Origin of the sequence: Mesorhizobium sp. M0119 (assembly GCF_040322615.1) — a bacterium.
GTDB lineage: Bacteria > Pseudomonadota > Alphaproteobacteria > Rhizobiales > Rhizobiaceae > Mesorhizobium.
The window spans coordinates 1-26518 of sequence record NZ_JAMYTU010000057.1 but is presented as its reverse complement, the minus strand read 5'-3'; the positions used below and the strand labels follow the sequence as shown (position 1 = coordinate 26518).

Annotated in this window: 21 protein-coding genes; 14 read left to right on the top strand and 7 right to left on the bottom strand. The window is 63.6% G+C overall.

The window, feature by feature from the left end; all coding sequences use genetic code 11:
- Positions 1-174 precede the first annotated feature (174 nt).
- From ccmI to NKJ40_RS29090, 9 genes are all read left to right on the top strand, one after another.
- Positions 175-1311 carry a c-type cytochrome biogenesis protein CcmI gene (ccmI, locus tag NKJ40_RS29130; protein ID WP_352469006.1) on the top strand — a complete coding sequence of 379 codons (1137 nt, stop codon included), beginning with the start codon at positions 175-177 and terminating at the stop codon, positions 1309-1311.
- A 3-nt stretch (positions 1312-1314) separates the two neighbouring features.
- Positions 1315-1758 (top strand): cytochrome c maturation protein CcmE, encoded by a 444-nt coding sequence (gene ccmE, locus NKJ40_RS29125; protein WP_352469005.1) that lies wholly within the window; start codon positions 1315-1317, stop codon positions 1756-1758.
- A 71-nt stretch (positions 1759-1829) separates the two neighbouring features.
- The gene (locus NKJ40_RS29120) at positions 1830-3818 is read left to right on the top strand and encodes a heme lyase CcmF/NrfE family subunit (RefSeq protein ID WP_352469004.1); all 1989 of its coding nucleotides are present in this window, start codon (positions 1830-1832) and stop codon (positions 3816-3818) included.
- On the top strand, positions 3815-4279 hold the full coding sequence (locus NKJ40_RS29115; protein WP_352469003.1) for a cytochrome c-type biogenesis protein: 465 nt from the start codon (positions 3815-3817) through the stop codon (positions 4277-4279). Before NKJ40_RS29120 ends, NKJ40_RS29115 begins: the two co-directional genes overlap by 4 nt.
- A gap of 116 nt (positions 4280-4395) precedes the next feature.
- The gene (locus NKJ40_RS29110; protein WP_352469002.1) at positions 4396-5952 is read left to right on the top strand and encodes a Do family serine endopeptidase; all 1557 of its coding nucleotides are present in this window, start codon (positions 4396-4398) and stop codon (positions 5950-5952) included.
- A 301-nt stretch (positions 5953-6253) separates the two neighbouring features.
- On the top strand, positions 6254-6928 hold the full coding sequence (locus tag NKJ40_RS29105; RefSeq protein WP_352469008.1) for a response regulator transcription factor: 675 nt from the start codon (positions 6254-6256) through the stop codon (positions 6926-6928).
- 6 nt (positions 6929-6934) lie between these two features.
- Positions 6935-8404, top strand: coding sequence for a sensor histidine kinase (locus tag NKJ40_RS29100; protein WP_352469001.1), 1470 nt, complete (start codon positions 6935-6937; stop codon positions 8402-8404).
- A complete protein-coding gene (locus NKJ40_RS29095; protein WP_352469000.1) occupies positions 8404-11361 on the top strand; it encodes a bifunctional [glutamine synthetase] adenylyltransferase/[glutamine synthetase]-adenylyl-L-tyrosine phosphorylase in 2958 nt (985 codons plus the stop codon). Before NKJ40_RS29100 ends, NKJ40_RS29095 begins: the two co-directional genes overlap by 1 nt.
- 156 nt (positions 11362-11517) lie before the next feature.
- Complete coding sequence (locus NKJ40_RS29090; RefSeq protein WP_352468999.1) at positions 11518-11997, top strand: EF-hand domain-containing protein; 480 nt, start codon at positions 11518-11520, stop codon at positions 11995-11997.
- Positions 11998-12049: 52 nt separating this feature from the next.
- Here NKJ40_RS29090 and NKJ40_RS29085 read toward each other — a convergent pair whose 3' ends face one another.
- Both NKJ40_RS29085 and pepN read right to left on the bottom strand, forming a co-directional pair.
- Complete coding sequence (locus NKJ40_RS29085; protein ID WP_352468998.1) at positions 12050-14377, bottom strand: PAS domain-containing sensor histidine kinase; 2328 nt, start codon at positions 14375-14377, stop codon at positions 12050-12052.
- A 180-nt stretch (positions 14378-14557) separates the two neighbouring features.
- Positions 14558-17203 (bottom strand): aminopeptidase N, encoded by a 2646-nt coding sequence (pepN, locus tag NKJ40_RS29080; protein WP_352468997.1) that lies wholly within the window; start codon positions 17201-17203, stop codon positions 14558-14560.
- Positions 17204-17357: 154 nt separating this feature from the next.
- Here pepN and NKJ40_RS29075 point away from each other — a divergent pair, with 154 nt between their 5' ends.
- Complete coding sequence (locus tag NKJ40_RS29075; protein WP_352469010.1) at positions 17358-17582, top strand: hypothetical protein; 225 nt, start codon at positions 17358-17360, stop codon at positions 17580-17582.
- Positions 17579-18556, top strand: coding sequence for a DMT family transporter (locus NKJ40_RS29070; RefSeq protein ID WP_502903778.1), 978 nt, complete (start codon positions 17579-17581; stop codon positions 18554-18556). Before NKJ40_RS29075 ends, NKJ40_RS29070 begins: the two co-directional genes overlap by 4 nt.
- On the opposite strand, the gene NKJ40_RS29065 is transcribed toward NKJ40_RS29070, so the two are convergent.
- The 3 genes from NKJ40_RS29065 to NKJ40_RS29055 all read right to left on the bottom strand — a co-directional run bounded on the left by NKJ40_RS29065 (position 18557) and on the right by NKJ40_RS29055 (position 21044).
- Positions 18557-19375 carry a helix-turn-helix domain-containing protein gene (locus NKJ40_RS29065; RefSeq protein ID WP_352468996.1) on the bottom strand — a complete coding sequence of 273 codons (819 nt, stop codon included), beginning with the start codon at positions 19373-19375 and terminating at the stop codon, positions 18557-18559.
- A 105-nt stretch (positions 19376-19480) separates the two neighbouring features.
- Positions 19481-20362, bottom strand: coding sequence for a uracil-DNA glycosylase (locus NKJ40_RS29060; RefSeq protein WP_352468995.1), 882 nt, complete (start codon positions 20360-20362; stop codon positions 19481-19483).
- A gap of 37 nt (positions 20363-20399) precedes the next feature.
- Positions 20400-21044, bottom strand: a complete 645-nt coding sequence (locus NKJ40_RS29055) for a hypothetical protein (protein WP_352468994.1) — start codon at positions 21042-21044, stop codon at positions 20400-20402.
- On the opposite strand from NKJ40_RS29055, the gene NKJ40_RS29050 reads away from it, so the two are divergent.
- The 3 genes from NKJ40_RS29050 to NKJ40_RS29040 all read left to right on the top strand — a co-directional run bounded on the left by NKJ40_RS29050 (position 20995) and on the right by NKJ40_RS29040 (position 23670).
- The gene (locus NKJ40_RS29050) at positions 20995-21177 is read left to right on the top strand and encodes a hypothetical protein (RefSeq protein ID WP_352469009.1); all 183 of its coding nucleotides are present in this window, start codon (positions 20995-20997) and stop codon (positions 21175-21177) included. The two genes, NKJ40_RS29055 and NKJ40_RS29050, sit on opposite strands and share 50 nt — an antisense overlap.
- Positions 21178-21283: 106 nt before the next feature.
- Complete coding sequence (locus NKJ40_RS29045; RefSeq protein ID WP_352468993.1) at positions 21284-22963, top strand: electron transfer flavoprotein-ubiquinone oxidoreductase; 1680 nt, start codon at positions 21284-21286, stop codon at positions 22961-22963.
- Between the two features lie 110 nt (positions 22964-23073).
- On the top strand, positions 23074-23670 hold the full coding sequence (locus NKJ40_RS29040; RefSeq protein ID WP_352468992.1) for a DUF922 domain-containing protein: 597 nt from the start codon (positions 23074-23076) through the stop codon (positions 23668-23670).
- 30 nt (positions 23671-23700) lie between these two features.
- Here the strand turns inward: NKJ40_RS29040 and NKJ40_RS29035 are convergent, their stop codons facing one another.
- Positions 23701-24738, bottom strand: a complete 1038-nt coding sequence (locus tag NKJ40_RS29035) for an endonuclease/exonuclease/phosphatase family protein (protein WP_352468991.1) — start codon at positions 24736-24738, stop codon at positions 23701-23703.
- Between the two features lie 79 nt (positions 24739-24817).
- Positions 24818-26320 carry an AMP nucleosidase gene (locus tag NKJ40_RS29030; protein WP_352468990.1) on the bottom strand — a complete coding sequence of 501 codons (1503 nt, stop codon included), beginning with the start codon at positions 26318-26320 and terminating at the stop codon, positions 24818-24820.
- Positions 26321-26518: the final 198 nt, after the last annotated feature.

Sequence of the window (26518 nt, the reverse complement as noted above, 5' to 3'; positions counted from 1 at the left end):
CCTAAAACCCCTTGATCAAAACGGATACTTTAGATTCTTGTTTTGACGCATGTCGTTACCGCAAAACCGCTGCACACTTTTGCGCGACATGCATTATCGATCGGAGCGGCCCCGCCAAAGCGTCGCAGCACGCTTGTGTTGGCAGGGCAAGGGTCTCGTTCTATTGGAAGAGCCATGCTGTTCTGGGTCATAGCCGCAATCCTGACGCTGGGCGCAAGCCTGGCGGTGCTGCTGCCGTTGACCGGTGGTTCGAAGAACGCGTCCGCTGCCGGCGATCACGACCTTGAAGTCTATCGCGACCAGTTGGCCGAGCTTGACCGCGATATGGCGCGTGGCCTGATCCAGCCAATTGAGGCCGAAGAGGCTCGCGCCGAAATCGCCCGCCGTATCCTTCGCCTGAGCAATGCCGGCCAGGCCGACGACACGGCGACGCAGCCGTCGCGGTCGACAAGGCTGGTGGCGACGGCTGCCGTGCTGGTTGTTCCGCTGGTCAGCTGGGGCCTCTATGGCCAGCTCGGCTCACCCGACCTGCCGTCGCAGCCGCTCAGCGAACGCCTGGCCAAGAACCCCGCCGATAGCTCGGTCGACGAGCTGATAGCCCGCGCCGAGGCGCACCTGGCGGCCAACCCATCCGATGGCCGCGGCTGGGACGTGCTGGCGCCGGTCTATCTGCGCATGCAGCGATACGCCGATGCGGTAACCGCCTATCGCAACGCCATCCGCCTCGACGGCGACAGCGCTGCCCGTCAGGCGGGTCTTGGCGAGGCGATCGCCAATGCGGCCGGCGGCATTGTCTCGGCCGAAGCGCAGGCGGCTTTCGAGGCGGCGTTGAAGCTTGATCCGGCCAATCCGAAGGCCTCGTTCTATCTCGCCATGGGCATGGCACAGGAGGGCCGCTTAGCTGAAGCCACGGCGGCCTGGCAAAAGATGCTGGCCGCCTTGCCGCAGGGCTCGCCGTGGCGCGGTGCCGTCGAGCAGGCGCTGGCCGAATCCGCCGCCCGCAGCGTTGCTTCGGAAACGCCTGCGAAAGGGCCGAGCGCCGAGGATATCGATGCTGCTTCCTCGATGTCGCCGCAGGACCGGCAAGCCATGATCAGCACCATGGTTGCCGGCCTCGACGAAAAGCTTCGGCAAAATCCGCGCGACGAGGAAGGGTGGATGCAGCTCGTTCGTTCCTATGCCGTGCTGGGCAAGACAGATCAGGCGCGTGACGCGCTCAATCGCGGTATCGCCGTCTTTGGCGCGGACAGCGACCAGGCCAGGAAATTCACCGCCTTTGCCGCCTCGCTCGGCGTGACGGCGACGGAGTAGACGATGACGCGCAAGCAGAAACGACTGTCGGTGATCGTCGCAGGACTGGCGTTTCTCGGTGTTGCAACCGGGCTGACCTTCTATGCGCTTGGCCAGAAGGCCTCCTATTTCTATATGCCGGCCGATCTGGCCACCGCCAGCCTTCAGCCGGGCCAGCGCATCAGGCTCGGCGGCCTGGTCGAAAATGGCACCGTCGAGCGCGGCCAGGGCGCCACCGTCGCCTTTTCGGTGACCGACAACCAGAAGGACGTCAAGGTCACCTATACCGGCATTCTTCCCGATCTTTTCCGGGAAGGGCAGGGCGTGATCACCGAAGGCTCGTTTGGTCCTGACGGGGTCTTTATTGCCGACAGCGTGCTGGCTAAGCATGACGAGACCTATATGCCCAAGGAAGTGGCGGACGGCCTCAAGGCCAAGGGCGTATGGCAGGAGAGCAAGAGTGAGTAGAAAGGTTCCGCAGAAGTGTTCTACCATTTTGCGGCAAGAACCTGCGGCAGAACCTAGCGAGCGCGGCGACAATGGTTGAAACCGGACATTTCGCCCTGGTCCTGGCGTTTGCGCTGGCCCTGGTGCAAACGATGGTGCCGCTGTTCGGTGCGCGCACCGGCAATCACAAGATGATGGCCGTCGGCGCACCGGCCGCACTGACCGGCTTTGCCTTGACGGCGCTGTCTTTCTTGGCGCTGGCAACCGCCTATGCAGGCTCCGATTTTTCGGTGGAGAGCGTCTGGGAGAACTCGCATTCGCTGCAGCCGCTGATCTACAAGATCACCGGAACCTGGGGCAATCATGAAGGCTCGATGCTGCTCTGGGTGCTGATCCTGACCTTCTTCGGCGCGCTCGTCGCCGTCTTCGGCGGCAATCTTCCGGCGACGCTCCGGGCCAATGTGCTTGCCGTGCAGGGAGCGATCGGCGCCACTTTCTTCCTGTTCATCCTGACGACGTCGAACCCGTTCGTCAGGCTCAATCCGGCGCCTATCGAGGGCCGCGATCTCAACCCGATCCTGCAGGACCTCGGCCTCGCCATCCATCCGCCGCTGCTCTACCTCGGCTATGTCGGCTTTTCGATCTGCTTTTCCTTCTCGGTCGCCGCCCTCATCGAGGGCCGCATCGACGCATCGTGGGCGCGCTGGGTAAGGCCGTGGACATTGGTCGCCTGGATGTTCCTCACCGGCGGCATCGCCATGGGCTCCTACTGGGCCTATTACGAGCTCGGCTGGGGCGGCTTCTGGTTCTGGGACCCGGTCGAGAACGCATCCTTCATGCCGTGGCTGGCGGGCACGGCGCTGCTGCATTCGGCGATCGTCATGGAAAAGCGTTCGGCGCTGAAGATCTGGACGCTGCTTCTGGCGATCCTGACCTTCTCGCTGTCGCTGCTCGGCACCTTCCTGGTGCGTTCCGGCGTGCTGACCTCGGTGCACGCCTTCGCCACCGATCCGACGCGCGGCGTGTTCATCCTCTGCATCCTGACGCTGTTCATCGGCGGCTCGCTGGCGCTATTTGCCTTGCGCGCCTCCCGGCTGACGGCCGGCGGCCTATTTCACCCGATCTCGCGCGAAGGCGCGCTGGTCCTGAACAATCTGTTCCTGACCACCGCCACCGCCACCGTGCTGGTCGGCACGCTCTACCCGCTCGTCGTTGAAGCCCTGTCTGCCGACAAGATCTCGGTCGGCGCGCCGTTCTTCAACCTGACATTCGGCCCGCTGATGGTGCCGCTGCTGGTCGTCGTGCCGTTCGGGCCGCTGCTCGCCTGGAAGCGCGGCGACATTTTCGCGGTCGCCCAGCGCCTGATGGCGGCTTTCGCGGCGGCGCTGCTCGCCGTGCTGGTGACGGCCCTGTTCATCGATGGCACTTCGGTGTTGGCGGCACTCGGTGTCGGCCTTGCCTTCTGGCTGATCTGCGGCGCGCTCACCGATCTCGCCGTCAAATCCGGCTTCGGCACCGTCGCGCCCGCCACCATGCTCAGGCGCTTCGCCGGCCTGCCGCGCTCGGTCTTCGGCACAGCGCTTGCGCATCTCGGCCTCGGGCTGACAACGCTCGGCATTGTCGGCACGCTTTGCTTCGGCACCGAAAAAATCTTGGCGATGCATGCCGGCGAGACCGTCGAACTGTCCGGCCACAAGCTGCGCTTCGAGGGGCTCTACCCGGCCCAGGGGCCCAACTACATTGAGGATCGCGGCCGCTTCGCCCTGCTTGGCGCCGACGGCAGCGTCACAGGCGAGATCACCTCGGCCAAGCGCTCATATCCGGTGCGCCAGATGACCACGACCGAATCCGGCATCAGGACGATCGGCTTCAGCCAGCTCTATCTGTCGCTTGGCGACGAGGGCAGCGATGGCTCTGTGGTCGTTCGTCTATGGTGGAAGCCGCTGGTGACGCTGATCTGGGGCGGCGGACTGGTGATGATGGCGGGCGCGGCGATGTCACTGCTCGACCGCCGCCTTCGCGTCGGCGCGCCGTCGCGCCGCAAGCCAGCGGGCGCCGTGCCATCCGCAAGCTCGTCATGAAAAGGGTCACGCTGGCCTCGCTGGTCCTGCTGCTGGCGCTGTTGTTCGCCGGCGCTGCGCAGGCAGTCAAGCCCGACGAGGTGCTGGCCGACCCGGCACTCGAGGCGCGGGCGCGCGCTTTGTCGGAAGGCTTGCGCTGCATGGTCTGCCAGAACCAGTCGATCGACGAGTCCGATGCCGATCTTGCCCGTGACCTGCGCATTCTTGTGCGCCAGCGCCTGGTCGCCGGCGATACCGATCAGCAGGTGATGGACTATGTCGTTTCGCGCTACGGCGAATTCGTGCTGCTGAAGCCACGCTTCAATCTGCGCAATGTCTTGCTCTGGGGGACGCCAGTTCTTCTGCTGCTCGTTGGCGGGACGTTCATCCTGCTGGCCGCCCGCTCGCGCCGCTCGACGGCGACCAATGCCCTGACCGCGGACGAGAAGGCGGCGCTGGATGCGATACTCCGCCGCGATTGATCGATACATTACAAAAGTTTCATGTACCGGAAATGGCGCCGTAATGTGCGGCTCTCTATTTCCTTTGTCGAGGATGCCAATCAAGGGGCGTCCCTTGCAAAGAGGATACGAGAACCATGAATGTTGCCCCCAATTCATATCTGCGCACCCGCAAACGCCTGCTGGCCGCAGCCGCATCCCTGGCCATTGCCGGCGCGATCGGCTTTGGTGCTGTTGCCACCGGGACAGCCCCGGTGCTGGCCGACGCCGTGCGTGTCGAGGCACCGCAGGTCCCGAGCTTCGCCGATGTGGTCGAGCGCGTTTCGCCAGCGGTCGTCAGCGTGCGCGTCAAGGCCAAGATCCAGTCGACGGCCGATGACGGTTCCGGCCAGATGGACGACGAGGACGGGTTAGGCAATCTTCCCGACAACCCGCAGCTGCGCCGGTTCTTCCGCGAATTCCGCGGCTTTGGCGATCAGGGCGGCGATCAGGGCCCGAACGGAATGCGCCGTTTTGGACATCGTGACCGCAACAACGACCAGCCGCGGCCGGTGGCGCAAGGGTCCGGCTTCTTCATCTCCGATGACGGCTATCTCGTCACCAACAACCATGTCGTCGAGGAGGGCACCGCCTTCACCGTGGTGACCAATGACGGCAAGGAACTCGACGCCAAGCTGATCGGCACCGATCCGCGCACCGATCTTGCCGTGCTCAAGGTCGATGACGGCAGCAAGTTCACCTATGTCGACTTCGCCGATGATTCCAAGGTTCGCGTTGGCGACTGGGTGGTGGCTGTCGGCAATCCGTTCGGCCTCGGCGGCACGGTTACCGCAGGCATCGTTTCGGCCCGCGGCCGCGATATCGGCGCCGGCCCCTATGACGACTTCATCCAGATCGATGCCTCGGTGAACCGCGGCAATTCGGGCGGCCCGACCTTCAACCTCAACGGCCAGGTCGTCGGCATCAACACCGCGATCTTCTCGCCGTCGGGCGGCAGCGTCGGCATTGCCTTCGACATTCCCGCTTCGACCGCCAAGCAGGTCGTACAGGATCTGATGAAGAACGGCACCGTGCAGCGCGGCTGGCTCGGCGTCGAGATCCAGCCGGTCACCCCCGAAATCGCCGAGTCGCTTGGCCTTGGGTCCGGCAAGGGCGCGCTCGTTGCCAGCGCGCAGGACAATGGTCCCGGCAAGAAGGCCGGCATCACCGCCGGTGACGTGATCACCCAGGTGGACGGCAAGGACGTTGCTTCGCCGAAGGAACTCGCCCGTCTGATCGGCGCTTACCCGCCCGGCAAATCGGTCGATGTCACAGTGTGGCGCAACGGCAAGAGCGAGGCGGTCAAGGTCGATCTCGGCAAGCTGCCGTCGAGCGACAAGCAGGCCTCGGCCGACCAGCAGCCTGCCCCCGCGCCGAAGACCGACACGCTCGCCGATCTCGGCCTGACCGTCACCAAGTCCGACAATGGCAAGGGCCTTGTGGTGACCGACGTCGACCCCGACAGCGATGCCGCCGATCGCGGCATCCAGCCCGGCGACGTCATCACCTCCGTCAATTCGACGGAAGTGACCGGCACCGGCGACGTCGACAAGGCGATGGCCGACGCGGTGAAGTCTGGACGCAAGGCAGTGCTGATGCAGATCACCCGCGACGACAGCAACCGCTTCGTCGCGCTGCCTGTCGCCAAGGGCTGACGACCGGTTCGACTTTTCCGGAGTGGCGGTTTTCAACACCCCCGAGCCGCCGCACGGGAAAGCACGGGGCCTGAATGCGTTAGTCAGTCATCGTGTTCCGCCCCAGCGGCAGCGGGCTTCCCATCGCCCGCTGCCGCTCGAACATGCCGCTCAAGGCGTGAAGCGGTTTTAGGCTACGACATGCTAAAACAAAGACTTACCGCGTATCCCTGAATCACTTTGTTCGCGATACGCCATGGAGAAGGCCACGATGCATATGCCGGCCACTCAATCTTCCAGCGAAATCGCGTATAACGGTTCTATGAAGATTCTCGTCATAGAAGACGATCGCGAGGCAGCCGACTACCTGCAGAAGGCGTTCGCCGAGGCCGGCCATACCGCCCATGTCGCGGGCGACGGCGAAACCGGCTTCGCGCTCGCCGATTCCGGCGACTATGACGTCATGGTCGTCGACCGCATGATGCCGCGCCGCGACGGCCTGTCCGTCATCGCCGGGCTCAGGTCCCGGGGCAATACGACGCCCGTGCTGATCCTGTCGGCGCTGGGCGAAGTCGACGACCGGGTCACCGGTCTGCGCGCCGGCGGCGACGACTATCTGACCAAACCCTACGCGTTTTCCGAACTGCTCGCCCGCGTCGAGGTGCTGAACCGCCGCGCCAGCGCCAGGGAAGCCGAAACCGTCTACCGGGTCGGCGATCTCGAACTCGACCGGCTGTCGCACTCGGTGCGGCGCGCCGGGCGCGAGATAACGGTGCAGCCGCGCGAGTTCCGCCTGCTCGAATATTTGATGCGCCATGCCGGCCAGGTGGTGACGCGCACCATGCTGCTCGAGAATGTCTGGGACTACCATTTCGATCCGCAAACAAACGTCATCGACGTTCATATCTCGCGGCTGCGGGGCAAGATCGAGAAAGGCTTCGACAAGCCGATCCTGCACACGGTTCGCGGCGCCGGCTATATGCTGAAAAGCGGCTAGAACCCCATGGCTCTTTCCGTGCCGGCCATCATGAGGACGACGGCAGCGCGGCTTTCAGCGCTTTATCTTCTGCTTTTTGCGCTGTGCGCGGTGTTGCTGGTCTTGTACATGACCTCGCTGTCGGCGCGCATGCTGACCGCCCAGACGCAGGAGACGATCAACGACGAGGTGCTCGGCCTGGCCCGAGCCTATCAGCGCGGCGGCCTGCCGTTGCTGGTTCGCGTCGTCGAGCAGCGCTCCCGCCAGCCCGGCGCCAATCTCTATCTGATCGCCGATGCCAACGGCCAGATCCTGACCGGCAATGTGCAGAGCCTGGAGCCGGGCGTGATCGAGGCCGAGGGCTGGACCACCGAACCGTTCTCCTACCGCCGCTTCGGCGAGGGCGAGCTCGAGCGGCAGCGCAACCCGGTCTCCGACCCGAACGAGCCCGCCCAGAGCGAAGTACAGGCCGAAGGCGAGAAAGGCCACAACGCCATTGCCCTGGTGCTGCGCCTGCCCAACCAGATGATCATGCTGGTCGGCCGCGACCTCGGCGAGCCGGAGCGCTTCCGCGCCGTCATTCGTCGCGCCTTGATGCTGGCGCTCGGCATGATGGGCGTCGGCGGGCTGCTGATCTGGTTCTTCGTCGGGCGCGCGGCGCTGAAGCGCATCGACAGCGTGTCGGAGGCGAGCCGCCGCATCATGGGCGGCGATCTTTCCGGCCGGCTGCCGGTCACCGGCGCCGGCGACGAGTTCGACCGGCTGTCGGAAAACCTCAACTCCATGCTGGCCAGGATCGCCACGCTGAACGAGGGCCTGAAGCAGGTCTCCGACAACATCGCCCACGACCTGAAAACGCCGCTGACCAGGCTGCGCAATCGCGCCGAGGCGACGCTTTCCGGCAAGCACAACACCAGCGACTACCGGCAGGCGCTGGAAGGAACGATCGCCGAATCCGATCAGCTGATAAAGACCTTCAACGCCATCCTGATGATCTCGCGACTGGAAGCCGGCTATTCCTCGGAAAGCACCACCAGGGTTGATCTAGCCGCTGCCGTGCACGACGTCGTCGAACTCTACGAGCCGGTGGCGGAGGAGGCGGGCGTGACGCTCGAAACTTCGGTGCAAGGTTCTTTCGTCGTCAACGGCAATCGCGAGCTGATCGGCCAGGCGCTGTCCAACATCGTCGACAACGCGATCAAATATTCGACCGACTCGACCTCCAGGCCTACGGTTCGCGTGACGCTGGAGCGTGTCGATAGCGAGATCAGACTCGCCGTCTCCGACAACGGCCAGGGCATTCCCGACGATGTCGACCGTGCCAGGGTGACCGAGCGTTTCGTGCGGCTGGAAAAGAGCCGCTCGCAGCCGGGTTCCGGCCTTGGCTTGAGCCTCGCCAAGGCGATCATGACGTTCCACAATGGACGGCTTGAGCTTCTGCCCGGCAATCCCGGATTGTCCGTCGTCATGAGTTTTCCCGGGCGGGAGGGCCGCTGATGGTAGCGAGGATGGCAGTGCGACGCCTCGAAACGGACTGGCTGTTGAAGCCGGCGATAAAGCTCGTTCCGCTGGATGCAAGCCGCGCCAGGCAGGAATTGTCGGAGATCGCCGACGCCGCGCGGCAAAAAGAACTGCCGCGACTGGCGAAATTCTTGGCAGGCAAGGGGGTCGTCCAGGATTTCCTCGCCGCCGTGTTCGACCTGTCGCCGTTCCTGCGCGATACCGCGCGCCGCCGGCCGCGGATACTCGATGCGCTTTTCGACGGGACCATCGAGGCGCGGCTGGCATCGATCGGCGCCGCGGTCGACAAGGCAGCACGCGTAGAGGCCGTCTCCGAAAGCAGCCTGATGATGGAGCTGCGCCAATGCAAGGCGGAGGCGCATTTCCTGATCGCCTTGGCCGATCTCGCCGGCGAGGCCGAGACCTCGTTGACGGTGAGGCGACTGAGCGACCTTGCCGACGCCTGCACGCGTGCGGCCGTCGATTTCCTGCTCCGCGACGCGCATGAGCAAGGCAAGCTCCGATTGCCGGATGCCAAAAATCCGGCGCGACGCTCGGGCTGGATCCTGCTCGGCATGGGCAAGCTCGGCGCGCATGAGTTGAACTTTTCCTCCGACATCGACCTCGTGGTCTTCTTCGACCCCGATGCGCCAGCCGTCGTCGATCCGCTCGACGCCACAGAGCTGTTTTCGCGCCTGACCCGCCGGCTGGTCCGCATTCTTCAGGACCGCACCGAGCACGGTTACGTCTTCCGCACCGATCTCAGACTTCGTCCCGACCCCGGCTCGACGCCGCTTGCGATCCCGGTCGAGGCGGCGCTGCGCTACTATGAGGCGCGCGGCCAGAACTGGGAGCGCGCCGCCATGATCAAGGCGCGCCCGGTGGCCGGCGATGTTGCCGCCGGCGCCGTCTTCCTAAAGGAACTGCAGCCCTATATCTGGCGCAAATACATGGACTATGCGGCGATTGCCGACGTCCATTCGATCAAGCGCCAGATTCACGCCCACAAGGGCCATGGCGAGGTCGCGGTTAAGGGCCATAACGTCAAGCTCGGCCGCGGCGGCATCCGCGAGATCGAGTTCTTCGTCCAGACCCAGCAGCTCATCGCCGGCGGCCGCTTTCCCGAACTGCGCGGCCGCGAGACCGTGCCGATGCTCGGCGAACTCTCCGCGCGCGGCTGGATCACCGCCGATGCGCGTGATGCGCTCACCAGGCAATACTGGTTCCTGCGCCGCGTCGAGCATGCCATCCAGATGGTTGCCGACGAGCAGACGCACATTCTGCCGGAGGACGAAGAGGGGCTGGAGCGCGTCGCCCGCATGCTGGGCTTTGCCGATGCGGCAGGCCTTGCCGAAACGTTCCGCGCGGCGCTGCACCAGGTCGAGCGCCACTATGCAGCGCTGTTCGAAACCGCGCCGGAGCTTTCGGCCGGCATCGGCAATCTGGTCTTTACCGGCGACGTCGACGATCCCGATACCCTGCAGACCTTGCAGCGGCTCGGCTTCCAGCGGCCGAGCGACATCTGCCGGGTTATTCGCGGCTGGCACTTCGGCCGTTACCGCGTCACCCGGTCGGCGGAGGCGCGCGAGCGGCTGACGGAACTGACGCCGGCGCTGCTGCAAGCCTTCGGCCAGACGCGGCGAGCGGACGAGGCGGTGATCCGCTTCGACGAATTCCTTGCCGGCCTGCCTGCCGGCATCCAGCTGTTTTCGCTGCTGCAGTCGAATCCGGCTTTGCTGAAGCTGATGGCCACGATCATGGGCGCGGCACCGCGGCTGGCCGCCATCATCACGCGCCGGCCGCATGTCTTCGATGGGCTGCTCGATCCGGCGCTGCTGAGCGAACTGCCCAACCGCGCCTATCTGTCGGCGCGCCTTGCCGCCTTCCTCGAAGGCGACAGGGCCTATGAGGACGTGCTCGACCGATTGCGCATCTTTGCTTCGGAGCAAAAATTCCTGATCGGCGTCAGGCTGCTTGCCGGGTCGATCGACCCGCCGCGCGCCGGCCGCGCTTTTTCCGATCTTGCCGACCTGACCATCGAGGCGGCATTGCAGGCGGTGATGGCGGAATTCGCTTTGCGTCATGGCTATATTGCCGGCGGCCGGGTCGCGCTGCTCGGCATGGGCAAGCTCGGCAGCCGCGAACTGACGGCGGGCTCCGACGTCGACCTCATCCTGCTCTACGATCACGACGCCGATGCGGAGGAGTCCGACGGCGACAAGCCGCTTGCCCCGTCGCATTACTACAGCCGGCTGACGCAGCGGCTGATCGCCGCCGTTTCAGCGCCGACGGCCGAGGGCGTGCTCTACGAACTCGACCTTCGCCTGCGGCCGTCCGGCAACAAGGGGCCGGTTGCCACCCATGTCGACGCCTTCAAGAAGTATCAGCGCCAGGACGCCTGGACATGGGAGCACATGGCGCTGGCGCGAGCCCGTGCGATCGGCGGCGATGCCGAGCTCTGCCGCGAGGTCGAAGGGGAAGTTGCCGCAGTGCTCGCTCTGCCGCGCGATCCAGCCAAGGTGATGGCCGAGGCATCCGAGATGCGCGCCATGGTCGACAAGGAGAAGCCGCCGCGCGATCCCTGGGACATCAAGCTGATCCCGGGCGGCCTCATCGATCTCGAATTCATTGCCCAGGTTGCGCTGATCACGGGAAAGATCGAGGCAGGCCGCAGGGCCACCGGCACGGCTGAGGTCCTGTCGCGCCTGGCGCCGGATTTCGCCAGCGCCCAGGTCAGGCAGGAACTGGTGGATGCCTATTCGCTCTATCTGGCGCTGACCCAGATGATACGGCTTTGCCTCACCGGCGCGTTCGAACGCGACGATGTTCCGCCAGGGCTTTCGGATCTGCTTCTGGCGGTCACCGACCTGCCGGATTTCGGGGTGCTTGAAGCGCATCTCAAGGAGACGTCGCAGAAGGTCAGAAAGGATTTCGACCTTCTGCTTCGTGCGTAACAACCGTGACGGCAACCAGCCGTACGGGCGAGAGCATCGGACCGAACATTGCGACCTGTTTTTGGGAGGTTCCGATGTTCAATCAAAGAGATTAGAGCGGGGGATTGAAGGTCCGCCGCTCTAGCATCGGGGGTGACGATGCAACAGGAGAAGACCATGAGAAAGACAACCAGACTTGCACTCGTTTTCGCAGCCCTGGCCGGCGCCGTCGGCACCGCTGCCTATGCAGACGAGCACTCCGGCGCCGGGCCGCGCGACGGCATGATGATGCGCCTCGGCAAGGTCATGAAGGACAATGACGGAACCATCACCTTCGACCAGTTCTCCGACGCCATGAACGCGCGGCTGAAGAAGATGGTCGCCGACAATGGCGGCAAGCTGACCGTGGCACAGCTCGCCGACGCACTGGAGAAGGCGCGCTTCGAGCAGATGGCCAGGCGCATCATCGCCCGCTACGACACCAAGGGCGACGGCACGCTGACCGCCGACGACATCGCCAGCCGTCAGAAGAAGGTCTTCGCCATGCTCGACCGCGACAATGACGGTAAGATCGAGAAGAACGAACTGCCGAAGGGTCCCGGCCGTCACCGCCAATGGGACGGCGAGGGCAATGATGGCGCTGACGGCATGCAGTGAGAATTTGATAACTGCTCCGGCGCCGCGAGCCGCCGGAGACTTATTTTGTCGTTCAGGCAGCGGCCCTGACCGCCTGCGCGGCTTTCTTGATCGGGATGCGTACCGAGACGATCGTGCCGACGCTTTCGGTCGAGCGGATCTTCAACGCGCCACCCTGAAGCTCGGCTAGCGAGCGCGAGATGGCGAGGCCGAGGCCGGAGCCGGCATGGCTCTTGGAGAACTGATTTTGCACCTGTTCGAATGGCCGCCCGAGCTTGCTCAGCGCCGCCTTCGGGATGCCGCAGCCATTGTCCTCGATCGTCAGGATCAGCGCGCTGGAAATGCTGCGGGCTCTGACCGAGATGTGGCCGCCTTGCCCGGTGAACTTCACTGCATTGGACAGAAGGTTGATGAGGATCTGCTTGATCGCCCTGCGGTCGGCGAACAGCGTCAGCGAATCGGCGATGCGGGTTTCGACGGTGATCGACTTTTCCGCCGCCTGCAGAGAAACGACGCGAACCGTCTCCCTGATAAGCGGGCAGAGATCGATTTCTTCCTGATCCAGCGCGAACTGGCCGGCCTCGATCTTCGACATGTCGAGGATGTCGTTGATGACGCCGAGAAGATATTTGCCGCTGCCGTTGATGTCGGTGGCATACTCTTCGTAACGCGGCGAACCCAGCGGCCCGAACAGCCGCCGTTCCATCAGTTCCGAGAAGCCGATGATCGCGTTGAGCGGGGTGCGCAACTCGTGCGACATGTTGGCCAGGAATTCGGATTTGGCCCGGTTTGCCGCTTCGGCCCGTTCGGTTTCCTTCATGTATTTGCGATTGAGCTCGACGAGCTCACGAGCCCGTTCCTCTTCCGCGCGGCGGGCAAGGCTGAGGTCGTGGATTGTCGCCATCAGCCGGCGCTCGCTGTCGACCAGCTTCTCCTGGTGCAGCTTGATCTGGGTGATGTCGGAGCCGACCGAGACGATGCCGCCGTCCCTTGTCCGCAACTCGTTCACCTGCAGCCAGCGGCCGTCGGCAAGCTGGCGCTCGAAGGTCACGCCCCCCTGCGGTCCGTTGGTATTGGCAAGCCGCCGCTCCGAGGCGAAGGCCAGCATGCGTTCCTCTAGCACGGCGCGCGGAGCGCCCGGCATCACGTCGCGATCCGACAGGCCGTTGTCCTGCTGGTATTTGGAATTGCACATGATCAGGCGCTCGGACGAATCCCACAAGACGAAGGATTCGTTGATGTTTTCGATGGCGGTCCTCAGGCGCAGGTCCGCCGCTTCGGAGCGCAGCGCCAGGTGCCGCTGCTCGGTGACGTCGACGGCGATGCCGATCAGCTGGATCTCCGGCGCTTCCGGATCGATAACCTGTGCTCTTGCGCGCATCCAAACCCATTGGCCGTCGGCATGGCGCATCCGGAACACCTGGTCGATATGGTCGATCTCGCGTGCGACGATCCTGCTGGCGAGTTCGAACAAATCGCCGTCCTCGGGATGAATGATTTCGTCGACTTCGCCGAACGACAGCATCGTGTCGCAAGGCTCGTAGCCCAGCATGTCGTACATCGAGCGCGACCAGTACATCTTGCCGCGCACCATGTCCCAATCCCACAGACCGCAGCGGCCGCGTACCAGCGCCATGTCGATGCGCTGGTGGGCTTCGAGATAGATGCGGTCGGCGGTCTGGGCGCGCGCCGCCTGGCCGAAATAGGCGTAGAGGATGATGATCAGCACGCCGGCCGTCAGCACGAACAGCGTGACGTTGAGCGAGACCGTCTTGCGCCAGGCGTCAAAGACTGCCTCCTGCGGCACAAACGCTGCCGCGGCACCCCTTCGGCCATTCGCCAGGCTCACTGCCGCGTACCAGTCCTGTCCGCCGATGCTGACCTCCATCACCCCGGCGCGGTTGCCGAACATGAACAGCGGCTGCCCGCCCTGGACGACTCCATCGAGCGATCGCCCCTCCCAGCGCATCGACTGCGGCGATACGGCAATAATCTTGAAAGCGCTGTCGGTGATCGCCAGTACGTGGCTTCGCCCCATCGCGCCCTGACGACCGGTGCTCTCCAACAGGTCCTGGATTGCGCCGGGCGCGGAAACCACCGTCGCGTCGGCGGCGATCGAACTGGCCAGTTGGCCGGCGGCCAGCGCAAGGATCGCCTTGGCGTCGCGCTCGATCTCGTCGTGCTCGTTCATCAGCGACAGAAAGCGCAGCACTGCGATGATCAACAGAAAGATGATGATGAGGGCCGGTATCGATCGCCGCAACAGCGGCTCGGCTGCCAGCAGCCGTCGGTAGGCAGGTTCGGCGATGAGCCGCGTATTGCCTGCAAGACCGTCGCTTCGCGCCTCGCGTCGCTCAAAAGCCGTCCCACCGGGCGCGCCCCACGCGTCCGCCTTCGCCATAAATGGCACTCCCCGATTTTCAATCTGCTTGGCGATCCGGCAACGCCGCACTTCCGAATCGTCAGTAAAGAATCAAACGTGATTCGCCTTGTCCAGAGGCGCGGCGAAAAAAGATTAAAAATCGACTAAAATAATGGGTTTTCGGGCGGGATGGCATTGTGGTGGTGAGTTGGCGCGTTGTCAGGCGAGGGTGCGCTCGACGATGTCTCGCAAATCGGCCGACAGCTTCTCGGTATTGGCGATCGAAAGCAACGCCTCCCTTGCCTTGGCCTGCCGCACCGGTTCGAGCGAGCGCCACGACCTGAGCGCCGTCGCCAGCCTGGCGGCCACCTGCGGGTTGCGTTTTTCGACCTGCAGCACCGTTTCGACGAAAAGCCGGTAGCCCTCGCCGTCGGCGCTATGGAAGCCGGTCTGGTTGGCACTGCAGAACGTGCCGATGAGCGCGCGTACCCGGTTCGGGTTGGCCATCGAGAACGCCGGATGGCTGGTCAAGGCGCGCACCGCGTCGACAGTTTGCGGGCCGGGCACGCTGGCCTGGATCTGGAACCATTTGTCCATCACCAGCGGATCGGTTGCATATTTCGCCTCGAAATCGGCCAGCGCCTTGGTCGCCTCAGGTGAGCCGTGGTGACGGTGCGCAAGCACGGTCAATGCCGCGGCCCGATCCGTCATGTTGGTCGCCGATTGGAAGTGCCGGGCAGCGAGTTCCGCACCTCCCGGTAGCAAGGAGAGATAATCCAGCAGGACATTGCGCAGCGCCCGCTGCCCGGCACTGGTCGCATCCGGGCTGAACGGATCATTGTCGGCGAGCCGATCGTAAAGTTTGGAGAATATCTCGCTGTTGGTCTCGGCGATCGCAACCGCCAGCGCCTCGCGCGCCGCGAAAATGGCGTCGGGGTCAATGTTCTTGCCTATGTCGCGGGCAATATCGGCCTCGCCGGGCAGCGCCAGGGCCAGCGCCCGATAGGCGGGTTCGAGTGCTTCGTCGCCGGCTATCTTGCCGGCAAGCTCGGTCAGCCGGGCACTGAACTCGGGTTGCCTGTGGTCCAGGATCTGACGGAAGGCTGCAATCAGCGCATCGGTCAAAAGCGTGTTGAACGCCTGCCAGCGCGAGAAGGCGTCGCTGTCGTGGCCAGCCAGAAAAAACTGGTCGTCGGGCCGCTGCTCGACCGAAAGCGTCACCGGCGCCGAAAAGCCACGGTTGAGCGACATGGCCGGACGCTCGGCAATCCCGGAAAACCTGACGACATGGCGGCGTTTGCGGATATGGATGACACCATCCTCGACGTTCGCCCCTTCGACGCCGCTATGGGCTATCGCCTCTCCGGCGGCGCCAACCAGGCCGAAGGCAAGCGGGATGTGCATCAGCCGCTTGCGGCTTTCCGACGGCGTTGGCGGCACTGACTGCTCGATTTCGAGCGTGAATTCGCGCGCTGCCGGATTATACGCCGAACTGACGGTCAGGTTCGGCGTACCGGCCTGATGATACCACAGCGAAAACTGCGACAGGTCGCGACCTGAGACGTCTTCGAACACTTTGATGAAATCTTCGATCGTCGCCGCCTGGCCGTCGTGACGCTCGAAGTAGAGGTCCATGCCGGCGCGGAACGTCTCGGCGCCGAGGATAGTATGGATCATGCGCACGACTTCCGAGCCCTTTTCGTAGACCGTCGCCGTATAGAAATTGTTGATCTCGCGGTAGCGGCGCGGCCGCACCGGATGCGCCAGCGGCCCTTGGTCCTCGGGAAATTGATGGGCGCGCAGCGTACGAACCTCGGCTATGCGCTTGACGGCGCGCGAGCGCTGATCGGCGGAGAATTCGTGGTCGCGGAAAACCGTCAGCCCTTCCTTCAGGCAAAGCTGGAACCAGTCGCGGCAAGTGATTCTATTGCCTGTCCAATTGTGGAAGTACTCATGCGCGATGATGGCTTCGATATTGGCGAAATCGGCGTCGGTCGCAGTTTCCTGGTCGGCCAGCACATACTTGTCGTTGAAGATGTTAAGACCCTTGTTCTCCATCGCGCCCATATTGAAGTCGGACACGGCGACGATGTTGAAGACGTCGAGGTCGTATTCGCGGCCGAACGCCTCCTCGTCCCATTTCATCGACCGTTTCAAAGCGTCCATGGCGTAGCCGGCGAGCCTCTCTTTGCCCGGTTCGACATAGATTCCGAGCTCGACCTTGCGACCAGACAGGGTAACAAAACTGTCCGAGATCTTGCCGAGGTCGCCCGCCACCAGCGCAAACAAATAGGACGGCTTGGGGAACGGGTCATGCCAGACCGCATAGTGCCAGCCGGCGGCAAGCTCGCCGCCGTCGACCGGGTTGCCGTTGGACAAAAGCAGCGGCGCCTCACGGCGCTGAGCTTCAATGCGCACCGTATAAACCGACAGGATGTCGGGACGGTCGAGGAAATAAGTGATGCGGCGAAAGCCTTCGGCCTCGCACTGCGTGCAATAGACGTCGCTGGAGCGATAGAGGCCCATCAGCGCTTCGTTCTGCGCCGGCGCCAACACGGTTTCAATTCTCAGCTGGAAGCGCCTTGCCGCAGGGGGGCTGATGATTGTGAGTTGATCGGGCGTGGTGAGAAAATCCGCAGGGCTGGGTTCCTGGCCGTCGATGGCGATGCTGCGGAGCGTCAGCCCGTCGCCATCCAGCACCAGTGGCACCGACGCCGCAATCCCGTCGCGACGTTCGACCATCAGCACGGCGGTGACATGCGCTGCTTCAGGCGAAAGGCGGAAAGTCAGGCTGGTTTCCGGAATGAGATAATCACTGGGGCGATAGTCTTCGAGCTTGAAGACCTGGCCGGTATCTGTGCGCATTCCTTGATTTTTCCTGTCGATCCGGGAGCGGCGGGCGGGTCCGCTGGTCCAAATAATTTGAAGTCTGCGCTCTTTACACGAAACGCTCCCTCGACAAAACTGCAGCGACGTCTATTTCAGGCGATCATTTCCCAAGCATCATCGCGAGGCTTCCATGACCGTTGTCACGCCGAAATTCGGGATGAGCGCCTCTGTGTTGCGTCGCGAGGATCAGGCCTTCCTCAAAGGCGCCGGGAAGGCGGGTACGATCGGGTCGACGCCTGCCGCGCTCAATGCGGTGACCGACGCGCTCTACCGCGCCTACGGCATCAGGCATATCGACATGCCGGCAACGCCGGCGCGCATCTGGGTGGCGATCGAGGAAGCAAAAGGGGCGTGACAGCCGAACCGGACTTGCCAGTGCTTGCTGCCGGCGACCACGCCGGCGAACACAGCACGCTGACCGGGATCGTGCTCAAGATCGTATCGGTGGCGGTCTTCGTCGGCATGTCGTCCTGCATCAAGGCGGCAGGCACCGTGTCGGCGGGCCAGATCGTCTTCTTCCGCTCCTTCTTTGCCATCTTTCCGATCATCGCCTTCCTCGCCTTCCAGGGAAAACTCGGAACGGCCTTTTCGACGAAGCGCCCGCTCAACCACATTGCGCGCGGCGTCGTCGGTGTCTGTGCCATGGGGCTCGGCTTCTTCGCGCTGACGCGGCTGCCGCTGCCGGAGGCGATCACGCTGAACTACGCGCAGCCGCTGCTGGTCGTGGTGTTCAGTTCGATCTTCCTCGGCGAAGCCATCCGCATCTATCGCTGGAGTGCGGTTGCCGTCGGCCTGGTCGGGGTGCTGATCATCTCGTGGCCGGAACTGACGCTGCTCAGTTCGGGCGCTGCCCTTGGCGATCAGGAGGTGCTCGGCGTCATCGCCGCCCTAATAGCCGCGGCGATCTCGGCCATCGCCATGCTCCTGGTTCGCAACCTCGTCCAGAGCGAGCGGACGGCGACCATCGTGCTGTGGTTTTCGGTAACTGCGAGCGTCATGGCGCTGCTTTCGCTGCCATTTGGCTGGCAGGCGCTGACGCCAGCACAGGCGGGGCTTCTGATTGCCGCGGGTTTTTGCGGCGGGCTTGGCCAGATCCTGATGACCTCGGCCTATCGCCATGCCGAGGCTTCCGTCGTGGCACCTTTCGAATACACTTCGATGATCCTCGGCGTCGTCGTCGGCTATCTGGTCTTTGGCGACGTCGCAACGATCAACATGCTGGTCGGCGGCATGATCGTGGTTGCGGCGGGGATTTTCATCATCTGGCGCGAGCGCCAGCTGGGTCTCGAACGCACCCGCACCCGCAAGGCCGTCGCGCCGGAAGGGTGATCAGCCCTTCGCTGCGTCGGTCCGCTCTTTCGCCAGCCGCATCAGCACCGCCCGCGTCTGCTCGTCGGCGGCGAAAAAAGATTCGATCGCCAGCTCCGACAGCGTCACGTCGAGCGGCGTGCCGAACACGGTGATGGTGCTGATGAACGACAGCACCGCGTCGCCATGGGCAAGCTTGAGCGGATGGACAATCGCGTTCGGTTCGACCGGCGCTGGCCGGCTGCCTTTAAGGCCGGACGGATAGGCCCGAAGCTCGCGCTCGAGCTCGACCAGAACCGGATCGGCGGTAGCGTCGTTCTGCCGCTTCAGCCGCTCCAGAAGATGCGTCCGCCACTCCGCAAGGTTGACGATGCGCGGCGCGATGCCGCCGGGATGCAGGCTGAGGCGCAACACGTTGACCGGCGGCTTCAGCAGGGAGGCATCGGCGACATTGGCGAGGAACGGGCCGATGGCGGCGTTCGCCGACACCAGGTTCCAATGCCGGTCCACGGCAAGCGCCGGGAACGGCTCGTGCGCCTTGAGCACGGTCTCGACCGCCGCCATCACCGGTGCCATCGAGGCATCGTCAAGTGGTCGTTCGCTGAAGCTCGGGGCAAAGCCGGCGGCCAGCAGCAGCTGGTTGCGCTGCCTGAGCGGGATCGAGAGCTGCTCTGCCAGATGCAACACCATATCACGCGAGGGTGCGGCGCGGCCGCTTTCCACGAAACTCAGATGCCGCTGCGAGATCTCGGCCTCCATAGCAAGGTCGAGCTGGCTCATGCGCCGGCGTGTACGCCATTCGCGAATGAGACTGCCGGCGGAAATCTGGGCTGCTGTCATGACGAGATGACTAGGCCGGCAGTGGGCGCATTTCAATTACCTGCCAGGTCATGATGCCGCCCTTCCTTCCTCGCAAGGGGAGAACGGAAGACGCGCCCTGCGCCATTACCCAAGCGCCCGCAACTTCGCCTTCACTTCGAGGAAATCCCGCCACGCCAGCTTCTTGTGCGCCGGCGTTCTCAGCAAATAGGCCGGATGCAGGGTCGGCATGGCAGGAATGGCGACGCCGGACGGGGTCGTGTGGACGCGCCAGTTGCCGCGCAGCCGCAATATGCCTTCGGAGGTGTTGAGCAGGGTCTTTGCCGACGGGCCGCCGAGATTGACCAGCACCTTCGGATTGACCAGTTCGATCTGCCGCTCGATGAACGGCCGGCAGATCTCGGTCTCGTGCGGCGTCGGCGTGCGGTTGCCCGGCGGCCGCCAGGGAATCACGTTGGCGATGTAGGCAGAATGCCGGTCAAGACCGATCGCGGCCAGCATGCGGTCGAGCAGCCGGCCCGAGCGGCCGACGAACGGCAAGCCCTCTATGTCCTCGTCGCGGCCCGGCGCTTCGCCGACCAGCATCACCGCGGCAGTCGGATTGCCGTCGGCGAACACCAGGTTCTTGGCGGTGAATTTGAGATTGCAGCCGTCGAATGCCGCCATGTGCTGGCGAAGCTCGTCGAGGCTTGCCGCCGACCTCGCCAGTTGCCGCGCCAATGCCGCCTGCGCCTCGTCGGGCACTGTTGCGGTGGCCGGGGGCGTTCGCACGGCCGGTGCCGTATTCGGTCTCTCGCCCATTTCGGCGCGCGACACGCTCGTCGAGCGTTGTGGCGCCGCATTTTCACCGGCCGGCAGTGCGGCCGCCGCAGGCACCCGCTCCGGCGGCCTGGCTTCTGCAAACCTGTTTACCGGCTGTTCTTCAAGTGCCTCGTCGACGCCGGCGCTGGCGTAGAAGGCCAGCAGCTCGGCGAGATCGGCTCGGCTATTGTGGGGGGCGGCAGTCATGGTTTCACATTCGGCCGCGGAGCTTGAATTTGCAAGTTCAGCTCGACGGTATGCGCGGATCCTGCACCAGATAGAACGTCCAGCGCGGCGTGTAGTCGGTAATCAGGAAATAAAAGCTGGCGGTCTTCAGCGGGTCGATCTTGCCGTTCTTGAACAGCAGGCGGTCATAGGGTTCGAAATTGCGGTCGAAATCGGCGTAGCTGCTCGACCAGATATTTTCGGGCGTTTTGTTGCGCTGGTCGAACGACAGCCCGTCGCCGAACACGCTCGGCTGGTCGAGGATCTCCTGGAGTTCGAACTGGAACTCGACCCAGGCCTGGCCGCTATTGTTGAGCACGTCGATGCGCATATACATCAGACCGTTGGCGAAGTCTCCCGCCTTGCCGAACGGCTGGATCGGCTTGGTCGTGCGAATGGCCAGCGTTACCGGGGTCGCTGAATTCAGCTCTTCGGTGATGACCAGCGGATCCTCCTTCGTGCCGATGCCGGAAGCCCCGGTGATGCGGAAGCCGCCCCGCTCGTCGGAAAAGGAATAGGCGCCGGTGGCCCAGACCAGTTGCTGCTCGGCACGCGCATCGAGGGCCGGCAGCGGCAGAAGCGCCAAGAGCGCCGCACGGCAAATCCGGCCGGGCGTGAAAAAAAAGCGCGTCGATGAAAAGCCAGCCGGCCCGAATATGCGCATGGCGGGAAGTATGGCCGATAAGCAAGCCGTCGAACAATTAAAAACATCGGTGCGACATATCTCTGCAAACGGAATAGGATTGAAGATTGATGCTCGCCAAGGCGAATCTGTGCGGCAGGACGTGACTTTTTGACGAAATCGGTATTGTCACGTCCGCGCCGGTTTCCCGTCGCTATTTGATGCGCTATGCAGCGCGTGAGCCAGCAAGATGCCGGGACTAGCGAGCCAGTGAGGAGTCGATGAGCGATATCGAACGCGAAAGCATGGAATTCGACGTGGTCATCGTCGGCGCCGGCCCGGCCGGCCTTGCCGCCGCGATCCGTCTCAAGCAGGTCAATCCCGAGCTTTCCGTCGTCGTGCTGGAAAAGGGCGGCGAAGTCGGCGCGCACATCCTGTCCGGCGCCGTCGTCGATCCGATCGGCATCGACCGGCTGCTGCCCGGCTGGCGCGAAGAGGAGGGTCATCCCTTCAGGACACCGGTCACCGACGACCATTTCCTGGTTCTCGGCCCCGCCGGTTCGTTCCGTCTGCCCAATATCCTGATGCCGCCGCTGATGAACAATCACGGCAACTATGTCGTCTCGCTCGGCAATGTCTGCCGCTGGCTGGCGACAAAGGCCGAAGCGCTGGGCGTCGAGATCTATCCGGGCTTCGCCGCGGTCGGCCTGCTCTACAACGAGGCCGGTGCGGTCACCGGCGTCGTTACCGGCGACATGGGCGTCGAGAAGGACGGCACGCACGGTCCGGGCTTTGCGCCGGGCATGGCGCTGATGGGCAAATATGTCTTGATCGGTGAGGGCGCGCGTGGCTCGCTCGCCAAACAGCTGATCGCCAAATACCGCCTTTCCGACGGCCGCGAGCCCGGAAAATACGGCATCGGCCTCAAGGAACTCTGGCAGGTCAAACCGGAAAACCACCAGCCGGGCCTTGTCCAGCATTCCTTTGGCTGGCCGCTCGATATGAAGACCGGCGGCGGCTCCTTCCTCTACCATCTCGAGGACAACCAGGTGGCAGTCGGCTTCGTCGTTCACCTGAACTACAAGAACCCCTATCTGTCGCCCTTCGACGAGTTCCAGCGCTTCAAGACCCACCCGGCGATCCGCGGCACCTTCGAGGGTGCCAAGCGGCTGGGCTATGGTGCCCGCGCCATCACCGAAGGCGGCTGGCAGTCGGTGCCGAAACTGTCCTTCCCCGGCGGTGCGCTGATCGGCTGCGCGGCCGGCTTCGTCAACGTGCCGCGCATCAAGGGCTCGCACAATGCCGTGCTCTCCGGAATGCTGGCGGCCGAGCATGTCTGTGATGCGATAGCCGCCGGCCGCGCCAATGACGAGCTGGCCTCCTACGAGGCCGCCTGGCGCGCCACCGATATCGGCAAGGACCTGAAGAAAGTGCGCAACGTCAAGCCGCTATGGTCGCGCTTCGGGACCATTGTCGGCGTCGGCCTTGGCGGCCTCGACATGTGGCTGAACACGCTGTTCGGCTTCTCGCCCTTCGGCACGATGAAGCACGGCAGGGCCGACTACGCCACGCTGGAACCGGCCGCCGCGCACCAGAAGATCGCCTACCCGAAGCCGGACGGGGTGCTGACCTTCGACCGGCTGTCGTCGGTGTTCCTGTCCAACACCAACCACGAGGAAAACGAACCGGTGCATCTGCTCGTCGCCGACATGGACCTGCAGAAGCGCTCCGAGCATGACGTCTATGCCGGGCCCTCGACGCGTTACTGCCCGGCCAGCGTCTACGAATGGGTCGACAAGGACGGCAATGCCGCCGCCGATCCTGCCGCCAAGGATGTGCGCTTCGTCATCAACGCGCAGAACTGCGTGCACTGCAAGACTTGCGACATCAAGGACCCGAACCAGAACATAAATTGGGTGCCGCCACAGGGCGGCGAGGGCCCGGTCTACCAGAACATGTAAGTCACAAGGTTTGCTCCGGACCAAACAAGATGAGGAGCAGCGCAACCGTAGGATTGTTGAATAGACCGCCTGCCTGTGTTTCCTTTCTGTGACGACAGGGAGGAAGGAAAATGCGTCTGGCAGTTCTGACGAGCGTTGTGGCGATTGGGGCGTTGTGCACCCCTTCAGCCTTGGCCGACACTAAAGTATTGGTCAAGACACGAACTTACAACATTGCCGGAACCACCGGCGCGGCCCTGATCGGGGCCATGGATCGCAGTGGGCCGAAGCACGGCTTCATGACCCACGCCATCGCGCAGACCGGCTACAGCGTCGATGATTGGACCTTCGACGCCTACACGGAAAACGGCGTCTGCCGCCTGCGCCAGGCCAACGGGACGCTCAATCTCTTCTATACCTATCCCAAACTAGTCTCAGCCACGTCGCCGGCGCTGCAGAAGCGGTGGAAGCGGTTCTTCGCTGGCGTCCGCGCCCATGAAGAGACCCATGGCCGCATCGCCAGACAGATGATGCGGGCCACCGAAAAGTCGGTTCGAAGGCTGACAGTCGGTGATGACCCGCACTGTTTCGAGGCACGTCGCGAGGCAAAGCGCCGGATCAGTGCCATCTATGCCGAATACGAGGCAAAGCAGATCGCCTTCGATGCGCACGAGCATCGCGACGGCGGCCCTGTCGAGCACCTCATCCGCGCTTTTGTGGGCCAGTAATAAGCCAGGTCGAGATTGGACTGCGGATTTTCAGCTTCGCGTCCCGCCAGGCAGCGCCGCAAGCGCGGTCGCCGTCTGGTGCTCGTCGAGCGGCTTTTGTTCGTCCGACCGTAGCGAAAACTCCACCAGCACCGGCAGATGGTCTGAGCCGGTGTCTTCCAGCTTCGACGCTGAACGGATGACGATAGCGCCCTTGCTGAAAACCTGGTCGATCGGCAGTCCGGCGAAGCGCAGGAAATCCGGCAGCCTTCTGTAGAGCCAGGTCGGCCCGACCGACGGCATTACGGTCAGCTTGCCAAGCGATGCGACGCGCCGGACGGCGGCGCTCCATGGCGCTGCGTTGCAGTCGCCTGCCAGGATCGACGTCTCGCCAAGCGAGGCGATTTCGTCAGACAACCCTCCAATCTGCCGTGATTGGTTGTGCGGCCATGGCCAGGTGAGGTGGATGGCGGCGACATCGACGTCGGTTCCGCCGAAATCGACCGTGGCGATCGCCATCGCGCCGCGGCTGTCGCAGTGCGGCTCCGTGCCTATGGCAAACGGTCGTCTGGACAGCAGCGCAACGCCGAACACGCCATTGGGATACGGGCAGAGGATCCGGTAGGGATAAGCGCCGGATAGCAGCCCAAGCTTTGCCTTCCACATCTCGGACACCTCGTCGAGGGTGATCACATCAGGCTGGGTCCGGCCGATCAGCGACAGCACCTTCTCAGGCGTTGGATTGTTGAACCTGAGGTTCATCTGCAGCAGGCGGTAGACCGGCTCGTCACCGGGTTTGGCTTCGTAGGCGGCCTGCACCTGCCATAGCCGCGAAAGCGGCAAGGCATTCGACGTGGTGGCAAAGGAGGCTACGGCAAACAGCAATGCGGCCGCGGCCTGCAGGCGAAACGAGGTGGCGAGCAGCGGCAGCGCGCAAAGCGCCATCAGCACGGAAAAATGGACGCGGAAATGGGCAAAGGAATCGAGGGCCGGATGCAGCGATCCGAAGAACCCGGCCACCAGCGCGGCCGAGAGTGCAAGCATTGCGACGAATGCCAGCGCAACCGTCATGTCCCGAACACGTGCCATTGCTTTGTCTATCGGCAGAAATGCGGCTCAATCAAGATGACGAAATGTTCTGACCTGGACCGACACATGTGATTCGCATTTACTGGAAGGCAGTTTCCGAAAAGCTCCTGAGCTTGCGCGAATGCAGTCGCTCCATCGGCATTCCAGCCAGCTTCTCCATCGCCCTGATGCCGATGGTCAGGTGCTGCGCTACTTGCCGCTTGTAGAACTCGGTCGCCATGCCGGGCAACTTCAATTCGCCATGCAGCGGCTTGTCGGATACGCAAAGCAGCGTGCCATAGGGCACCCGGAAGCGGAAGCCATTGGCGGCGATCGTCGCCGATTCCATATCGAGCGCGATCGCCCGCGACTGCGACAGCCGCTGCACCGGCCCGCGCTGGTCGCGCAGCTCCCAATTGCGGTTGTCGATAGTGGCGACGGTGCCGGTGCGCATGATGCGCTTGAGGTCGTAGCCGGAAAGCCCGGTGACCTCGGCGACCGCTTCCTGCAGCGCCACCTGGATTTCGGCCAGCGGCGGGATCGGCACCCAGACCGGAAGATCGTCGTCGAGGACATGGTCTTCCCGCACATAGGCATGCGCCAGCACATAATCCCCCAGCGCCTGCGTGTTGCGCAGGCCGGCGCAATGGCCGAGCATCACCCAGGCATGCGGCCGGAGCACCGCGATGTGGTCGGTGATCGTCTTGGCGTTGGAAGGGCCAACGCCAATATTGACCATGGTGATGCCGCCATGGTTCGGCTTCTTCAGATGATAGGCCGGCATCTGCGGCAGGCGAGGCGGCGCGGCACCCTCACCGGGCGCGCTGTCCCCGACTTTGGTCACGATATTGCCCGGCTCGACGAACTCGACGTATCCGTCACCGCCATTGGCCATTAAATCGCGTGCACGGGCGACGAATTCATCGATGTAGAACTGGTAGTTGGTGAACAGCACGAAGTTCTGGAAATGCTGGGGACTGGTCGCCGTATAATGCGACATCCGGTGCAGCGAATAGTCGATCCGTTGCGCGGTGAACGGTGCCAGCGGCCGTGCCTCGCCCAATGCCACTTCGAACGTGCCGTTGGCGATCTGGTCGTCGGTGCCGTCGAGATCCGGCACGTCGAACAGGTCACGGATCGGCCGTTTGATGCGTTCCGCGGCAGTGCCGTCGACATGAGTGCCCTCGAGAAAGGCGAAATGCAGCGGGATGGGAGTGGTCGATTCCGAGACCGTGACCGGAACGCCGTGGTTGCGCATGATCAGCCGAAGCTGTTCGGTGAGATAGCTTTCGAAAAGGGCGGGCTGGGTGACGGTGGTCGAGAAATGCCCCGGCGTCGGCATGTGACCATAGGCCTGCCGCGAGTCGATCTGGGTGAACGAACTCGTAGTGACGCCGATCTCCGGATAGAAGGCCCGGTAGCGTTTGTTGTTGTCGCCGCCCGCGGCGAGAGCGGTAAATGAATCGCGCAGGAATTTGGTATTGCGATCGTAAAGCACCTGCAGGGCCGCGACCGCCTTTTTGGCATCGTTGAAGCTCTGTCGGCCAAACGGCTCCGGCGTGACGACCGATTCAATGGCTTGGGGATAGATTCGCTTTTCCATGACCCAATATAGAGAGTTGGGCGCGCAGTTGGGAGGGGGTAAGGTGATCTCAGAACGCCTGTTGGCGTTTTCTTTCCAGCGGCCTACAGCGCGTCGCGTTCGTCCGGCCTCATGCGACGCGCTTGTCTTATGACATTCATTGCGAAGAGGCGAGAATGAACCGCTGGGAGAGAGTAGCAGCTCTCTCGTCAGCGGCGA

What these genes read in the sequence shown, in the direction of transcription:
- NKJ40_RS29100 (WP_352469001.1), top strand. Translation starts at nt 6,935, where the DNA reads ATGGCTCTTTCCGTGCCGGCCATCATGAGGACGACGGCAGCGCGGCTT.
- NKJ40_RS29115 (WP_352469003.1), top strand. Translation starts at nt 3,815, where the DNA reads ATGAAAAGGGTCACGCTGGCCTCGCTGGTCCTGCTGCTGGCGCTGTTG.
- NKJ40_RS29075 (WP_352469010.1), top strand. Translation starts at nt 17,358, where the DNA reads ATGACCGTTGTCACGCCGAAATTCGGGATGAGCGCCTCTGTGTTGCGT.
- NKJ40_RS29060 (WP_352468995.1), bottom strand. Translation starts at nt 20,362, where the DNA reads ATGACTGCCGCCCCCCACAATAGCCGAGCCGATCTCGCCGAGCTGCTG.
- NKJ40_RS29110 (WP_352469002.1), top strand. Translation starts at nt 4,396, where the DNA reads ATGAATGTTGCCCCCAATTCATATCTGCGCACCCGCAAACGCCTGCTG.
- NKJ40_RS29055 (WP_352468994.1), bottom strand. Translation starts at nt 21,044, where the DNA reads ATGCGCATATTCGGGCCGGCTGGCTTTTCATCGACGCGCTTTTTTTTC.
- NKJ40_RS29065 (WP_352468996.1), bottom strand. Translation starts at nt 19,375, where the DNA reads ATGACAGCAGCCCAGATTTCCGCCGGCAGTCTCATTCGCGAATGGCGT.
- NKJ40_RS29040 (WP_352468992.1), top strand. Translation starts at nt 23,074, where the DNA reads ATGCGTCTGGCAGTTCTGACGAGCGTTGTGGCGATTGGGGCGTTGTGC.
- NKJ40_RS29085 (WP_352468998.1), bottom strand. Translation starts at nt 14,377, where the DNA reads ATGGCGAAGGCGGACGCGTGGGGCGCGCCCGGTGGGACGGCTTTTGAG.
- NKJ40_RS29045 (WP_352468993.1), top strand. Translation starts at nt 21,284, where the DNA reads ATGAGCGATATCGAACGCGAAAGCATGGAATTCGACGTGGTCATCGTC.
- ccmI (WP_352469006.1), top strand. Translation starts at nt 175, where the DNA reads ATGCTGTTCTGGGTCATAGCCGCAATCCTGACGCTGGGCGCAAGCCTG.
- NKJ40_RS29095 (WP_352469000.1), top strand. Translation starts at nt 8,404, where the DNA reads ATGGTAGCGAGGATGGCAGTGCGACGCCTCGAAACGGACTGGCTGTTG.
- pepN (WP_352468997.1), bottom strand. Translation starts at nt 17,203, where the DNA reads ATGCGCACAGATACCGGCCAGGTCTTCAAGCTCGAAGACTATCGCCCC.
- NKJ40_RS29035 (WP_352468991.1), bottom strand. Translation starts at nt 24,738, where the DNA reads ATGGCACGTGTTCGGGACATGACGGTTGCGCTGGCATTCGTCGCAATG.
- NKJ40_RS29030 (WP_352468990.1), bottom strand. Translation starts at nt 26,320, where the DNA reads ATGGAAAAGCGAATCTATCCCCAAGCCATTGAATCGGTCGTCACGCCG.
- NKJ40_RS29120 (WP_352469004.1), top strand. Translation starts at nt 1,830, where the DNA reads ATGGTTGAAACCGGACATTTCGCCCTGGTCCTGGCGTTTGCGCTGGCC.
- NKJ40_RS29090 (WP_352468999.1), top strand. Translation starts at nt 11,518, where the DNA reads ATGAGAAAGACAACCAGACTTGCACTCGTTTTCGCAGCCCTGGCCGGC.
- ccmE (WP_352469005.1), top strand. Translation starts at nt 1,315, where the DNA reads ATGACGCGCAAGCAGAAACGACTGTCGGTGATCGTCGCAGGACTGGCG.
- NKJ40_RS29105 (WP_352469008.1), top strand. Translation starts at nt 6,254, where the DNA reads ATGAAGATTCTCGTCATAGAAGACGATCGCGAGGCAGCCGACTACCTG.